Source organism: Vibrio sp. 2092, assembly GCF_033339635.1.
Classification (GTDB): Bacteria; Pseudomonadota; Gammaproteobacteria; order Enterobacterales; family Vibrionaceae; genus Vibrio; species Vibrio alginolyticus.
Map to the genome: position 1 here is coordinate 22937 of NZ_JAWOUY010000033.1, position 15327 is coordinate 38263.

Genomic DNA, 15327 nt, shown 5'->3' on the forward strand with positions numbered 1-15327 from the left:
TATCTGGCAATTTCTAACTTGTCTTGTAAAAAACGATCACTGTGGCTGAACGATTCGGCGTGAGCGACGGTTATTACGTAATCCATCAAAGCTAAATACGACTAGTGCTCCCCAAATAAAGACGAAAGTGATCGCTTTATCCATGGTAAAGGGTTCGCCATACATCAATACTGCAAGTAAAAACATTAAGCTTGGGCCTATATATTGGAAAAAGCCCAAAGTCGATAATTTGAGTCTTGTTGCTGCACCCGTAAAGCACAGCAGTGGCAGGGTTGTTATAACCCCAGCCGCGATCAACAAACTATTTAACGTAAGTGGATTCGTAAGCATATTTGAGGTTGGTGTATCGGCAATAAAAAGCAAATAAACAGCGGCCACTGGCAGTAGAAGTAATGTCTCGATAAACAAGCCAGTTTTTGCATCGACACTGACTTTCTTTCTTAATAAGCCATAAAAGCCGAAGCTCATTGCTAACGCCATCGCAACAACAGGTACGGAGCCAAATACAATCAGTTGAACGAGTACGCCACAACCTGCCAATACAACCGCGAACCACTGTAATTTACGCAGTCGCTCACCAAGGAAGACCATCCCGAGTAAGACGTTGATCAGTGGGTTAATGTAATAACCTAAGCTGGCGTCGAGCATATGATTCGAGTTTACCGCCCAAATGAAAATCAACCAATTACCGCCAATTAGCATGGAACTTGCGATCAGGTAAGCGATTTTCGTTTTGTCTTTCGCGATGTGGTAAGCCGAGCGCCAGTGACGGCCAAAATGGAGGAGTGCAGCAAGCAAAAAGAAAGACCATATCACTCGGTGGCTTAGAATTTCCAAAGGAGATACTTGTGCGATGGACTTAAAGTACATCGGCGCAATGCCCCACATGGTATACGCACCAATCGCTAGCAAGATACCTTGCCGCGCGCGTTGTTGTTCGTCTTCTGGTGTCATGAAGTGTCACCTAATTGTGTGTTTTATAGAGCAGAAAATCAGTATACGAGTCGTGATGCGAAACACCTAACAATTTGCGGTTTTATTCACCATGAAACCCCATTACAATGTGCCCTCACTTTGTGTGCCAGTGGTATGCATAAGCACCTCTTTTTTAAGACCCAATCTGAGACTTTTCATGACCTCGACCTTGTTAGCCGAACAATCTGATTCGCCTGTAACGCCTCAACGTGTGTTGGAGGATGTGTTTGGTTACCAAGAGTTCCGTGATGGTCAGCAGTTGGTGATTGATGCTGCGGTAGAAGGTCGCGACAGCTTAGTTATCCTGCCTACTGGTGGCGGTAAGTCGCTGTGTTATCAAATCCCTGCTTTGGTTCGCTCTGGTATTACTTTGGTGATTTCTCCGCTTATTTCGCTGATGAAAGACCAAGTGGACCAGCTTAAAGCCAACGGTGTAGCGGCTGAATGCATTAACTCGACCATGCCTCGTGAAGAACTGCTCAGCGTGTATAACCGCATGCACACTGGTCATCTTAAGTTGGTGTACGTCTCGCCAGAACGCGTATTGATGCGTGATTTCATTGAGCGCTTGGAAAACTTGCCGCTATCGATGATTGCCGTCGATGAAGCGCACTGTATTTCCCAGTGGGGACACGACTTCCGTCCAGAATATGCCGCGCTTGGTCAGCTTAAGCAGCAGTTTTCCCATGTGCCATTTATGGCGCTGACGGCGACCGCAGATGACGCAACGCGCCGAGATATTCTTGAACGCCTGCAACTGAATAATCCAGAGGTTTACCTAGGCAGCTTCGACCGTCCCAACATTCGCTACAACTTAGTTGAGAAGCACAAGCCGGTTTCGCAAATCGTTCGTTATCTTGAAACCCAAAAGGGTAACTGCGGCATCATCTATTGTGGTAGCCGTAAGAAAGTTGAGATGGTGACCGAGAAGCTGTGCAACAACCACATTCGTGCTGCTGGTTATCACGCCGGTATGGACGCTGATGAGCGCGCTTACGTTCAAGAAGCTTTCCAACGTGATGACATCCAAATTGTAGTGGCGACCGTGGCATTCGGTATGGGCATCAACAAACCAAACGTGCGTTTTGTGGTTCACTTTGATATCCCGCGCAACATCGAGTCTTACTATCAGGAAACGGGTCGTGCAGGGCGTGATGGTCTACCTGCCGAAGCGATGATGTTGTATGACCCAGCGGACATCAGTTGGCTGCGTCGTATGTTGGATGAGAAAGACGATGGTCCACAGAAGCAGGTGGAAACCCACAAACTGAATGCGATGAGTGCCTTTGCTGAGGCGCAAACTTGTCGTCGTCAGGTGCTACTGAATTACTTTGGTGAGTATCGTGAGAAGCCATGTGGCAACTGTGATATTTGCTTAGATCCACCGAAACACTTTGATGCCACGGAAGAAGCACGTAAGGCGTTGTCTTGTGTGTACCGTGTTAATCAAAGCTTTGGTATGGGTTACGTGGTAGAAGTGCTACGTGGCATGCAAAATATTCGTGTACGTGAAAACGGGCACGATAAGATTTCTACCTACGCGATAGGGCGCGATCACAGCCACGATTACTGGGTGAGTATCTTCCGTCAATTAATCCACAAAGGGCTGTTGTTCCAAAACATCACGCGTAACTCAACGCTGCAACTTACCGAAGAAGCGCGTCCGCTGCTACGTGGCGATGTGACTCTGGAGTTAGCGGTTCCACGTTTAGACACTGCAGCACGTGCGGCGAAATCAGATAAACTGACCAGCAAGAACTACGACAAAAAGCTGTTTGCTAAGTTACGTAAGCTGCGTAAGTCGATTGCTGATGAAGATGGTTTACCACCATACGTGGTCTTCAGTGACGCGACTCTGATTGATATGGCGGAAATTCTGCCAACGTCTTACGGCGAAATGCTGGCGGTTAGCGGCGTTGGTCAGCGCAAACTAGAGAAGTACGCCGACCCATTCCTCGATTTGATTCAAGAACACATTACTCACCACGGATAAGGAACCAAGATGCAAAAGGAATTTGGCTTAGCGGACTACATGGCACAAGAAGGGCGCTTAATCATTACCGCGCCGAGCTTTGACCTTGATAGTTTTCCTGCCTTAGGTGAGCGTTTAGTCGGCTTGCTTTCTGCTACTGTGGTGGAAAAGCAGTGGGATGCGGACATTCACTCTTGGCTGATCGATTTTGAAGGTTGCCGACTGTTTATGAAAGCAGAGCATTACAGCGAAGCGATTTGGTTTGAAGCTTTAGCGATTGAAGAGAGCAGGGAAGAGTTGGATTATCTTGCAGGATTGTTCCAGCGCGGTTTCTAAAAATAGAATTTTTCTTGAAAGGGTGTTTCACATGAAACACCCTTTTTTATGCTCAAACGTTTGCGTAAAACAGACGACTTGCGGCGAAAAGTGGTTAATGTATAATCGCCCACCGCTTCGCTCAGAAAGAGCCAAGCCAGTTTATTTTTCATTTTACATTGTTGGTAAGAGCCACTTTATTCAGTGACTCGATTTGGGTTCCCTCACCCCCAAACCAAACTAAAAAGGTATCGCATGAGTAACTTTACCCCTGCGCAGCAGCGCAACGCCCTTATCTATCTGGTTCTATTCCACCTAGTCATTATTGCATCTAGCAATTACCTAGTTCAGCTACCGTTTACTATTTTCGGTTTCCATACCACTTGGGGCGCATTCACTTTCCCATTTATATTCCTAGCGACTGACTTAACTGTGCGTATTTTCGGTGCTCAGTTGGCGCGTAAGATCATCTTCTTAGTGATGTTGCCTGCTTTGGCAGTGTCTTACTTCTTATCGGTGGTGTTCTTCGAAGGTCAATTCCAAGGTTTTGGTCACCTAGGGGAATTTAACTTATTCGTTGCTCGTATCGCGATTGCTAGCTTCATGGCGTACCTACTTGGTCAGATCATGGATGTGCACGTGTTCAACCGCCTACGTCAAATGAAGCAATGGTGGGTGGCACCAACGTGTTCAACGCTTTTCGGTAATGCACTTGATACCATCGCTTTCTTCGCCATTGCGTTCTATCAAAGCCCAGATCCATTTATGGCAGAGCATTGGACGGAAATCGCGCTGGTGGATTACGGCTTCAAACTGATTATCAGTCTTGGTTTGTTCGTTCCGATGTACGGCGTATTACTGAATTACCTAATTAAGAAGCTGACTGAGGTGAACCCTGACTTTAAGGTGACGACAAGCGTTCAGTCTTAATATCAGTGGGAACCCCGAAAGCCGCTTGCTCAAATCAAGCGGCTTTTTTGTGCCTGTTTACTTGGGTTTAGAGCGTTTTGTACAGCGTGGGGAGTAATTAGATCATGGGTGTCCAAAAGCTCCCTGAGCTGTACGAAGGTAAAAATGAGCAGTAAAAAAGGTCCCGAGTGAGACCTTTTAATCGAAGGTACGGCACGTAGAGGAAGCTCGCTGGTGAAATGGCTAACAGAGCATCTTCTCAATCAAAATGGCTTTTTGCGCATCGAAGGCGCCAAGTTGCAGGCCGTTATCCCAGCTGATGCTTTGATTGAACATCGCCAACATCAAACCGACACTGCGTTGATTGGCGTCCTGCCAGCAATCAGACTCGCTGTACTCTCCATCATTTATCGCGTTGCCATTAACGAGAATGGGCTCGAAACGCCATTTTTCTCCGACACGGTAGTAGCCTTTGCTGGTTAAGGTCTGGTTGGATTGAATCGTTAGATTGTGCTCGATGCCCGGTTCACCTGTTAGTTCAAATACAAACCTTAGCTGGTGGTCGTCACATTGCAGATCAACGATCAGTTGGCCGTTTTCCTCAACCAGTGTCGATTGATAATAGTCTCCAAAGCAGTGCAGCAACCAAGATATAGGGTGACTGGCAGTTTCAAGAAACCACTCTTTGAGCGTGAAGGTGCCCGGTAGGTTAACTTGGGTGACTAGATTGACCACACAAGGTTGGGTTTGCGAAGTGAGCCACTTCTCTATCGTCTTGGCGGTATTAAGCTGAGCAAAGGCGTAATTAACCAATAGGTTGGCGTTCGGTTGCTGCCAGTGAGTTATGTCAGAATTCAATCCCACCAATGGCTTTTCACAAATTAGCTTGGTTGAACCTAACTTCTTAATTATCTCTGCATGAGTATGCGCAGGTGTCGCGATTGTCACTACATCAAGTTGCTTGAGTGCGCTGATGTTCGTTTCTGCCTTTGGGATTGCTTCTTCACTGCACGCTTGCTGAAGCGGTTCTATTTGGTTGGCGCATAACGTTGTGACCGATACACCATTGTTTCGATAGTGGGGAATGTGCGTGCGTCCCCAGTTGATTCCTATGATGCCGGCTTGCTGGATTTGCTCTGATTTGTTGAAACGTTCACTCAATGGCGGCAAGGCAATTCGTTCATCGGTTAGACGTTGGTCATGGTGATAGTCATTGCTTGGCAGCACTTGCCATGGCTTGTTGTAATGCTGTTTGAGTGCACAAACGAGTTCGTAGAAATTCCACTTATCCTTTAAGTTGCTATCAAGATGGTATAAACCGGCTTCGTTCCGCTCAATAAGCTGCAAAAAGGCGAGTGCAGTATCGTCCATATGAGAAGTCGCGGGATACCAAGCTGTGCTAGCGGTAATAACGCCGTACTCTTCATGTTGGCGGTTGAGATGCGCCAACATGTTATTGCCTTCTGCTTGGTGATGGAGCTGCCAACCAATTCGAGCAACCATCGCATCTGGATTTGCTTGCCAGATTGCATCTTCACAACGAACTTTGTATTTGCCGTAATCATCTTGGGTGTTTCTTTCTTCAAAGATGCCATAAGGCCCGTTTTTTGTGGCATCAAATACCATTGCTGTGCTGACAAAGAGGTAAGGAATATTATGGCGTTTGCATTGCTCACCAAGCCACGCTGCCCACTCTTCACTTCCCATCGCCATATGGCACACCGCATTGATGTGGTGTTGCTGCCAAAATTGTTCACTTTGCTCTGGATCATCTGGTGAGATTTGGTGGTGATTCCACTCCAATATGTTCCAGCCGCGTAGGTGAAACTGATGAGCGACTTTTGGGGCGAGGGTACCAGTTAAGCCAGTCATTAAAACGGTTTTCATGATGGTGCATCTTGGTTGGCTAAATTGTGTTTATCAATAAAGCATGGCTGTTTTTCGATGTAGAGCGGAGAAGCTGAGATTTTTGCTGGGCAGCACGTTTTGTAGGGGAAGTAGAAGCAGAAAAGCCCAAGCGAACGCCTGGGCTTTAGTATTGTAAGGCAGTGATATTCGCTTATTTTGCTACGATATTTAATGGCCAGCCGATGTCTGTCTGACGGTTGGATTCAATTTCCAACTCAGCCGCAGTCAGTGGGTTTTTCTCTAGCCATTGCGCATCAATGTGTAACGTTAGATTGTCGCCTTCAACCGTTAGAGTCACATTTGGCTCTAGATCAGGATTGCGACGATGGCTGAGTAGAACCGCAAGACGCAACAGTCTTAATACTCGTTTGGCACTTGAGCCTGATAATGCATGCTGCTCAGGTAAAGAAGTGAGCTGTTCGCGATAGCGACGAGCCACTTCACCAATAAAGAACTTCTGCGCGCGCGTGTAACCAGGCAGATCCAAATTCTGTAGCAAGTAAGCACTATGCTCTCCGCCTTTTTTGAAATCGATAGTTAAGCCAATTTCATGCAGTTTTGCGGCGGTCTCGAGTAATATCTTGCCCTGAGGCTCTGTAATCCACTCATCGCCCCCAGCTTGCTGTAAAAGCGTGTGTGCCAGAGTAGCGACTTGTTCGCCGTATTGGTGATCGAGCTGATAGCGATTTTGTACGCTAGCGATAGTGCGGGCACGAATGTCTTCTTGACGAAGCTCTTCAACCATCTCATACACTAAGCCTTCGCGTAGTGCGCCGCCAGCGAGTGTCATAGCATCGATTTCAAGCAATTCAAAAACGGCAATCAAAATAGAGAGGCCACTAGGGAACACTAATGCACGCTCAAGTGTTAAGCCTTCAATATCGAGTTCTTCTAAATGGTCGGCCAACATGGCTTGCTTCTGTAGACGTTTGAGTTTGGAGTGAGTGATTACTTCGTCCATGCCTTGCGCCAGCATTATCTCTTGCAATGCCTGAACAGTGCCTGATGCACCAACACACACATCCCAACCAATTTCTGTATAACGTTCTAAAATCGGCTGGATGGTCTGTTTCGCCCCTTCAATTGCCGCGTCAAAGTTACGAGCATTCAATTGACGATCTTTAAAGAAGTTTTCAAGCCAAGTCACGCAGCCCATTTTTAAGCTGGTCAGTGCTTTGGCTTCGAAACCTTCACCGATAATCAGTTCGGTACTTGCTCCACCGATATCGACTACAAGGCGACGACCACTACCGCCAGAGGTGTGAGCGACACCTTTATAGATAGTGGCTGCTTCTTCTTCACCAGTAATCACTTCGATAGGCTGGCCTAGAATTTGGTTAGCCTTTTCTAAAAACACATCTACATTGGTCGCGGTACGTAATGTTGCAGTACCGACGATGCGAATGTTTTGTTTAGGAATGTCCTGCAAGCGTTCCGCAAATAGACTTAAGCAGTCCCATCCTCGCTGCATAGCTTCCATACTAAGAGAATTATGTTCATCTAAGCCCGCTGCTAGACGAACTTTGCGCTTAATTTTAGCCATTGTTTGAACGCTGCCATCGATGTGACGCACAACGAGCATGTGAAAACTGTTCGACCCGAGGTCGATGGCGGCATATAGCGGTGATGATCCTGCTTGACTCATAAAACGAACTCAGTTTCCTATTACGATTGTTTTGGTGCCGATTGACGCGGTTGGCGTGGACGACGTCCCTGCGGCTTACGGTTACCAGAACCAGAGCGGGTACCGCCAGTATTCGTGCGGCGCTGTTGGTTGCGTGGTGCACGCATACGAATCGGAGCCGGTAGATCTTGAATCAGTGCCGACGAATCGTACTCTGAAACTGGGATTGTATGCTCAATGTATTCTTCGATTGCTGGTAGGTTAACCGCGTACTCTTCACAAGCAAAACTGATCGAATGACCGCTCGCACCAGCGCGACCAGTACGGCCAATACGGTGAACATAATCTTCACAGTCGTCAGGAAGGTCGTAGTTGAAAACGTGCGTTACCTGAGGAATATGCAAACCACGCGCTGCAACGTCAGTTGCAACTAGGATGTCGACATCACCTTTGGTGAATTGCTCAAGAATCTTCTCACGCTTCTTCTGCGGTACATCGCCAGTAAGAAGGCCTACACGGTGTCCATCGGCAGCCAAATGACCCCAAACCGATTCACACTTATGCTTGGTATTGGCAAAAATGATAGCGCGATCTGGCCACTCTTCTTCAATTAGTGTTTGAAGCAGCGCCATTTTGTCTTCATTCGAAGGATAGAAAAGCTCTTCCTGGATACGGTGGCCAGTTTTTTGTTCTGGTTCGACAACGACATGCTCAGGAGTATTCATGTGTTCGAATGCCAGTTCTTGAACGCGGTAAGACAGCGTTGCTGAGAACAGCATGTTCAAACGCTCTTTTGGCTCAGGCATACGACGGAACAAGAAGCGAATGTCTTTAATAAAGCCAAGATCGAACATGCGGTCGGCTTCGTCCAGAACAACAGCTTGAATGTTGTTGAGGTTAAATACGCGCTGTTTGTAGAAATCGATGATACGGCCTGTTGTTCCGATCAGAATATCTACGCCGTCTTGCAGTTTCGCAAGTTGCTTGTCGTAGCTTTCACCACCGTAAGCTAGGGCGGTTTTTAGACCTGTGCTTTCAGTTAATGATTCTGCATCATTGTAAATCTGAATAGCGAGCTCACGTGTAGGCGCCATAATAATTGCGCGTGGCTGTGTAGGCTTACGACCTTCATGTTCCGGAGTCGTCAGAAGGTGGTTGAACGTAGCAGTAAGAAACGCGAGCGTTTTACCAGTACCCGTTTGGGCCTGGCCTGCGATGTCTTGGCCGGTGAGCAGGACCGGCAACGCCAAGGCTTGGATAGGGGTACAAAATTCGAACCCTTTTTTGTCCAATCCTTCAATAACTTGGGGCTTTAAGCCCAAATCGGCGAACTTTTGCTCTGTGATATGCGTCTTTTTCATGGCTATAGAATATCAGCTAAAGCTTGCAATACGAAAGTAAATACATTCCAATAGGGCATCTAATTACTGGTTATCATCCAACCAGTTTCGAAAAACACATTGGAGTGGAAGATGAGTGATAAGATTTTGCAGCTAACTGATGACGGTTTTGAAAACGATGTAATCAACGCTGCAGGCCCGGTTCTAGTGGATTTTTGGGCAGAATGGTGTGGTCCTTGTAAAATGATCGCTCCTATTTTGGACGAAATCGCAGACGAGTACGAAGGCAAACTCACTATCGGTAAACTAAACATCGACCATAACGCAGGTACACCACCTAAGTTTGGTATTCGCGGCATTCCAACGCTATTACTATTTAAAGATGGTAACGTAGCGGCAACGAAAGTAGGTGCTCTGTCTAAAACTCAACTAAAAGAGTTCCTAGACGCAAACTTATAATCACCAAGTGATTACAGATAAAACCGTGCAAAGTTACAATGCACGGTTTTGTTTTTCTAACTCTGGACTAGAATACTAATTAGTGCTAACTTATCGCGCGTTAATTGAACAAATTTCTCTTCTTGGTCGATCCTGAGACCAAATCCATCTTAACTAGAAAACAGATCTTATTTTGACTAAACAAGAATCCACCACCATGAACCTTACCGAACTGAAGAACAGACCTGTGTCTGACCTTGTAAAACTGGGCGAAAGCTTAGGATTAGAGAACCTAGCTCGCTTAAGAAAACAAGACATCATCTTCGCGATTTTAAAAGCGCACGCGAAAGGCGGCGAAGACATCTTTGGCGATGGGGTTCTGGAAATTCTGCAAGACGGCTTTGGTTTCCTACGCAGTGCAGATAGTTCATACCTTGCGGGTCCGGACGATATCTACGTATCACCAAGTCAGATTCGTCGCTTTAACCTACGTACTGGTGACTCTATCGCTGGCAAAATTCGTCCACCAAAAGACGGTGAACGTTACTTTGCCCTTCTAAAAGTCAATACCGTTAACGACGATAAACCAGACAACGCCCGTAACAAGATCCTATTTGAAAACCTTACCCCTCTACATGCGAATGAGCGCATGGTTATGGAGCGTGGTAACGGTTCAACAGAAGACATTACAGCACGTGTTTTAGACTTGGCATCGCCAATCGGTAAAGGTCAACGTGGTCTGATTGTTGCTCCGCCTAAAGCGGGTAAAACAATGCTTCTGCAAAACATCGCGCAAAGCATCGCGTACAACCACCCAGAGTGTGAGTTGATGGTTCTTCTTATCGACGAACGTCCAGAAGAAGTAACCGAGATGCAACGCCTAGTTAAAGGTGAAGTGGTTGCGTCGACTTTCGATGAGCCAGCATCTCGTCACGTACAAGTAGCGGAAATGGTGATCGAGAAGGCAAAACGTCTTGTTGAACATAAGAAAGACGTGGTTATCTTGCTTGACTCTATCACTCGCCTAGCTCGTGCTTACAACACCGTAGTGCCTTCATCAGGTAAAGTACTAACAGGTGGTGTGGATGCAAACGCATTACATCGTCCTAAGCGTTTCTTCGGTGCTGCACGTAACGTAGAAGAAGGCGGCAGCCTAACTATCATCGCAACGGCACTAGTAGATACTGGTTCTAAAATGGATGAAGTTATCTACGAAGAGTTCAAGGGTACAGGTAACATGGAACTGCACTTGAACCGTAAGATTGCTGAGAAGCGTGTATTCCCTGCGATTGACTTTAACCGCTCAGGTACACGTCGTGAAGAGCTACTGACGAAGACTGACGAACTACAGAAGATGTGGATTCTGCGTAAGATCGTTCACCCAATGGGCGAAATCGACGCAATGGAATTCCTAATCGACAAGCTAGCGATGACGAAGACCAACGATGAGTTCTTCGATGCGATGCGTCGTCAATAGTCTCAAATAGTCATTCTGCGAAAAGCCACCGTATATCGGTGGCTTTTTTATTGCTTTCTCCCGATAGAAGTATCAGAATGAAGGAAATGTTATCGGGAGGTTAACATGCAACAAGGAATGTTGTCGTCATTACTCCTGAGCTTGTCACTTATCACTCTACCTGCGACATTATCTGCCAAGGAAATGCATGAGTCTGTAGTAGAACAGTGGCTTCAGGATACTCAAATACATACTAAAGTCTCTGAACTGCTTGATTACGCTGTCAGAGATGAAGTCGACTCGCTTAAATTTGCCCTTGATAGACTTGCTTTGCCTCAACAAGAGGTGGTGCGCTTTCAATTATTGGAAAAGCTTGAAAAGCAAGATGTGATTCTCACGCCTCGAATGGCTCTGTTTGTTGAGTCCCAGATCCGTATGACCCCGACTTATCAAGTGTTAGAGCGAGGTGATGGGTATGAATTTAGTGTACCCGCTTTTAACTTTCCCGTTATTGCGAGTCGCTTGATTAAGCGTTGGAAACAAGACCAAAGTACCTTGGACTTTGTCTTACAAGCTGAACGAAGAGAGCTTAACTTAAAGCAATGGCTTACAGGGCCATCTCAACAAGCTCAAGCGCGTGAAGCGCTTTTGATTCGAGAGTTAGACAGCTTATCACCCAATGCGCTTGCTGCATTAACGGCCCAGTTAACCAAAGCAAATGTGACCAGTTGGTTACCATCGACGGCCGTGATAGTCAGGTTGGCACAAGTTAGTCAGGATGAGGAAGTGTACAACTTACTCTGGCGGATGAAAGCTGATTACAACAGCCAGTCCGAACTTGAGCGTTTAGCTGCGGTTGGAGACGTTTTTTCCATTCAGCAATTGATGAATGCCACAGTTAACCCATCACTCAAGCCAGAAGCTATTAGTCTACTTACAAAATCTAACCCTCTATCTCCGCAAGTAAAGCAGTTTCTAGTTAGAAAAATGGCGTTATCAGAAGAAGCAACCATGGTTGCTCGAGAGCTTGCTCAACAAGGGCATCAAACCTGGTTGGAAGAGTTAGTATCTTCGAACCATCAGATAAAGACTCGGCAGATTGAACAAGTATTAAAGTAATCTGGCTCACATACCCACACAAAATAGGAGGATCTTAGCGTCCTCCTATTTGTTATACTGCGGACAGTTTAATCAGCCAGCATGAAGGCCTATGAGTTTTAAGGATTTACGCGAATTTATCGACCACCTAGAACAGAAAGGTCGACTTAAACGCATCACTCACCCTGTCGATCCCGCTTATGAAATGACAGAAATCAGCGACCGCACCTTGCGTGCTGGTGGACCTGCGCTGTTGTTTGAGAACCCAATCGGCTACGACGTACCTGTTTTGACGAACCTGTTTGGTACACCAGAGCGTGTCGCAATCGGCATGGGACGTGAAGACGTTAAAGAATTAAGAGAAGTCGGTAAGCTGCTGGCTTATTTAAAAGAACCTGAGCCACCAAAAGGCTTCAAAGACGCTTTAGAAAAACTGCCTGTGTTCAAACAAGTATTGAACATGCCGGCTAAGCGTTTACGTAAAGCACCATGCCAAGACATTGTTTGGCAAGGTGATGAAGTCGACTTGGATAAAATTCCGGTAATGAGCTGCTGGGCAGAAGATGTAGCGCCGCTGCTTACTTGGGGCTTAACCGTAACCAAAGGTCCAAATAAGAAACGTCAGAACCTAGGCATTTACCGTCAGCAGAAAATTGCCAAGAACAAAATCATCATGCGTTGGTTAGCCCATCGTGGTGGTGCGCTTGATCTGCGCGATTGGATGGAAACCAACCCAGGTAAACCTTTCCCAGTTTCGGTCGCGTTTGGTGCAGACCCAGCAACCATTCTTGGCGCAGTAACACCAGTGCCAGATACGCTATCGGAATACGCATTTGCAGGTTTGCTACGTGGAAGCAAAACGGAAGTCGTGAAGTCAGTCAGCAACGATTTGGAAGTGCCAGCGAGCGCGGAAATCGTGATGGAAGGCTATATCGACCCGAACGAGTTTGCTGATGAAGGTCCTTACGGTGACCACACTGGCTACTATAACGAAAAAGAAAAGCACCACGTATTTACTATTACGCACATTACTATGCGTAAAGACCCTATTTATCACAGCACCTACACAGGTCGTCCGCCAGATGAACCAGCTGTATTGGGTGTGGCATTAAACGAAGTGTTTGTACCTATTCTGCAAAAGCAATTCCCAGAGATTGAAGACTTCTATCTACCGCCAGAAGGTTGTTCGTACCGAATGGCCGTCGTCACCATGAAGAAGCAGTACCCAGGACATGCCAAGCGCGTAATGATGGGCGTGTGGTCTTTCTTACGTCAATTCATGTATACCAAGTTTGTTATTGTGTGCGATGAATCGGTAAACGCACGAGATTGGAATGATGTCGTGAAAGCCATGTCAGAGCATATGGATCCTGTACGTGATACCTTGATGATAGATAACACGCCAATCGACTCGCTCGACTTTGCTTCACCAGTGGTTGGGCTTGGCTCCAAAATGGGCTTGGATGCGACCATTAAATGGGATGCCGAGCTGGCGACGCGAACCGAGGTCACTGAGCGAGACAGCAAAGCGATTACCGAAGCAGAACTAAATGAGTTGAAACAGCAACGCCCTGAGATTGTTGACGTCTATCTTCCAGTTACAGCAAACAACCAATTTGCTGTCGTGACTATGAAGAAAGACCAAGCTGGTCAATCCCAAGAATTGATGGAACATCTATGGGGCTTCTTTGCTCAGTACACGGATAACAAATTCATCATTTTGTGCGACGATGACGTTAATGCACGAGATTGGAATGACATCATTTGGGCGGTGACAACTCGAATGGACCCAGATAGAGACACGATTCAAGTGCTTGGTAAGACTGAGAGTTCATCCAAATTAGGACTGGATGCGACCAACAAGTTCGAATCTGAAGTCACGCGCGAGTGGGGTACGCCTATCAAAAAAGATCCTAAACTTGTGGCTAAAGTCGATGAGATTTGGGACCAGTTAGGTATTCTATGAGTCATCAAGTCCACCTTCTACCAATGGACGTTACATTCCAAGTAAAAGAAGGGGAGACGGTGTTAGAAGCTGCGCTCAACAACAATATTCGCTTCCCACACCGTTGCCAAGTTGGCGCTTGCGCCATGTGCATGTGTAAAAAGCTAACGGGCGAGGTGAGCTATCACCTCGAACCTATGCTAACCGAAAAAGAGCAACAGCAAGGTTGGATATTCCCTTGCCAAGCCTATACAGAAAGTAATTTAGTGCTTACTTTTGACGAGTAAGCGAGAGGAACACCATGACCATCCAATGTAAAGTAAAGTCTATTCAGCCGTTAGCTTGTAATACTTACCAAATCCTTCTTCATCCAGAATCACCAGTGCCTTTTAAAGCGGGTCAGTACCTAATGGTGGTGATGGGTGAAAAAGACAAACGTCCTTTCTCTATCGCAAGCAGTCCTTGTCGTCATGAAGGTGAACTTGAACTGCACATCGGTGCGGCGGAACACAACGCTTATGCACAAGAAGTTGTCGAAGCAATGCAAGCGGCGCTTGAAACTGATGGTCAGATTGAAATTGATGCGCCACATGGCGATGCTTGGGTTCAAGAAGATAGTGAACGCCCGCTGTTATTGATCGCTGGTGGTACAGGTTTTAGTTACGTACGTTCGATTCTGGATCATTGCGTAGCGCAGAATAAAACCAATCCTATCTATTTATATTGGGGGGCGCGCGATAACTGCCAGCTTTATGCTAAAGACGAACTGGTCGAGATTGCCGACAAGTTTGCCAATGTTCATTTTGTGCCAGTAGTAGAAGAAGCTCCTGCAGACTGGCAAGGTAAAGTTGGTAACGTGCTACAAGCTGTAGCTGAAGATTTCGAAAGCTTAGAAAACTACGATATCTATATTGCAGGTCGTTTTGAAATGGCTGGCGCAGCACGTGAACAGTTCACTCAGAACAAGAAAGCGAAGAGCGAACGTATGTTCGCAGACGCGTACGCATTCATTTAAATACGGCTTTTAAGGCAGAAAAAGAGGGTTTTTTACCCTCTTTTTTGCTTTTTTGATGAAATAGTCATCGAACAGTCATTTTTTTCCATTTTTTTTCAAAAAAGGGTTGCGAACGGATCTGAGTTCCCTATAATGCGCATCCACCGACACGGCAGACGCGATAAGGCTTCAGCAGGGTCGGAGAGGTGAAAGCTTCTACGAAAAATAAAATTGAAAAAAAGTGTTTGACACTCTCAATTATCTCGTTAGAATGCACCTCCGCTTTGAGAGAAAAACTTCTCGCAAAGCAAGCTCTTTAACAATATAGACCTATCAATCTGTGTGGGCACTCG

Annotated in this window: 13 protein-coding genes; 9 read left to right on the forward strand and 4 right to left on the reverse strand. The window is 46.3% G+C overall.

Annotated elements, in window-relative coordinates; genetic code table 11:
- Positions 1-36: 36 nt before the first annotated feature.
- Positions 37-954 (reverse strand): EamA family transporter RarD, encoded by a 918-nt coding sequence (gene rarD, locus R7P80_RS28685; protein ID WP_005378774.1) that lies wholly within the window; start codon positions 952-954, stop codon positions 37-39.
- Between the two features lie 178 nt (positions 955-1132).
- Between rarD and recQ the strand changes: the two genes are divergently transcribed.
- The 3 genes from recQ to R7P80_RS28700 all read left to right on the forward strand — a co-directional run bounded on the left by recQ (position 1133) and on the right by R7P80_RS28700 (position 4192).
- On the forward strand, positions 1133-2968 hold the full coding sequence (recQ, locus tag R7P80_RS28690; RefSeq protein ID WP_005451195.1) for an ATP-dependent DNA helicase RecQ: 1836 nt from the start codon (positions 1133-1135) through the stop codon (positions 2966-2968).
- Between the two features lie 9 nt (positions 2969-2977).
- Positions 2978-3283, forward strand: a complete 306-nt coding sequence (locus tag R7P80_RS28695) for a DUF3630 family protein (protein ID WP_005378772.1) — start codon at positions 2978-2980, stop codon at positions 3281-3283.
- A gap of 234 nt (positions 3284-3517) precedes the next feature.
- Complete coding sequence (locus R7P80_RS28700; RefSeq protein ID WP_033907317.1) at positions 3518-4192, forward strand: 7-cyano-7-deazaguanine/7-aminomethyl-7-deazaguanine transporter; 675 nt, start codon at positions 3518-3520, stop codon at positions 4190-4192.
- Positions 4193-4414: 222 nt separating this feature from the next.
- On the opposite strand, the gene R7P80_RS28705 is transcribed toward R7P80_RS28700, so the two are convergent.
- From R7P80_RS28705 to rhlB, 3 genes are all read right to left on the reverse strand, one after another.
- A complete protein-coding gene (locus R7P80_RS28705) occupies positions 4415-6058 on the reverse strand; it encodes a sugar nucleotide-binding protein (protein WP_047102540.1) in 1644 nt (547 codons plus the stop codon).
- A 172-nt stretch (positions 6059-6230) separates the two neighbouring features.
- Positions 6231-7724: a guanosine-5'-triphosphate,3'-diphosphate diphosphatase gene (gppA, locus tag R7P80_RS28710; protein WP_005382885.1), complete on the reverse strand. Its 1494-nt coding sequence runs from the start codon at positions 7722-7724 to the stop codon at positions 6231-6233.
- A 20-nt stretch (positions 7725-7744) separates the two neighbouring features.
- Positions 7745-9064 carry an ATP-dependent RNA helicase RhlB gene (gene rhlB, locus R7P80_RS28715; RefSeq protein WP_005378764.1) on the reverse strand — a complete coding sequence of 440 codons (1320 nt, stop codon included), beginning with the start codon at positions 9062-9064 and terminating at the stop codon, positions 7745-7747.
- Positions 9065-9175: 111 nt separating this feature from the next.
- On the opposite strand from rhlB, the gene trxA reads away from it, so the two are divergent.
- The 6 genes from trxA to fre all read left to right on the forward strand — a co-directional run bounded on the left by trxA (position 9176) and on the right by fre (position 14995).
- On the forward strand, positions 9176-9502 hold the full coding sequence (gene trxA, locus R7P80_RS28720) for a thioredoxin TrxA (RefSeq protein WP_004745500.1): 327 nt from the start codon (positions 9176-9178) through the stop codon (positions 9500-9502).
- A 196-nt stretch (positions 9503-9698) separates the two neighbouring features.
- Positions 9699-10958, forward strand: a complete 1260-nt coding sequence (rho, locus tag R7P80_RS28725; RefSeq protein WP_005378757.1) for a transcription termination factor Rho — start codon at positions 9699-9701, stop codon at positions 10956-10958.
- A 105-nt stretch (positions 10959-11063) separates the two neighbouring features.
- Positions 11064-12056: a hypothetical protein gene (locus R7P80_RS28730; RefSeq protein WP_033907315.1), complete on the forward strand. Its 993-nt coding sequence runs from the start codon at positions 11064-11066 to the stop codon at positions 12054-12056.
- Between the two features lie 91 nt (positions 12057-12147).
- Positions 12148-14001 carry a 4-hydroxy-3-polyprenylbenzoate decarboxylase gene (gene ubiD, locus R7P80_RS28735; RefSeq protein ID WP_033907314.1) on the forward strand — a complete coding sequence of 618 codons (1854 nt, stop codon included), beginning with the start codon at positions 12148-12150 and terminating at the stop codon, positions 13999-14001.
- Positions 13998-14267 carry a 2Fe-2S iron-sulfur cluster-binding protein gene (locus R7P80_RS28740; RefSeq protein ID WP_009696789.1) on the forward strand — a complete coding sequence of 90 codons (270 nt, stop codon included), beginning with the start codon at positions 13998-14000 and terminating at the stop codon, positions 14265-14267. Before ubiD ends, R7P80_RS28740 begins: the two co-directional genes overlap by 4 nt.
- Positions 14268-14281: 14 nt before the next feature.
- Complete coding sequence (gene fre, locus R7P80_RS28745) at positions 14282-14995, forward strand: NAD(P)H-flavin reductase (protein ID WP_033907312.1); 714 nt, start codon at positions 14282-14284, stop codon at positions 14993-14995.
- Positions 14996-15327 lie beyond the last annotated feature (332 nt).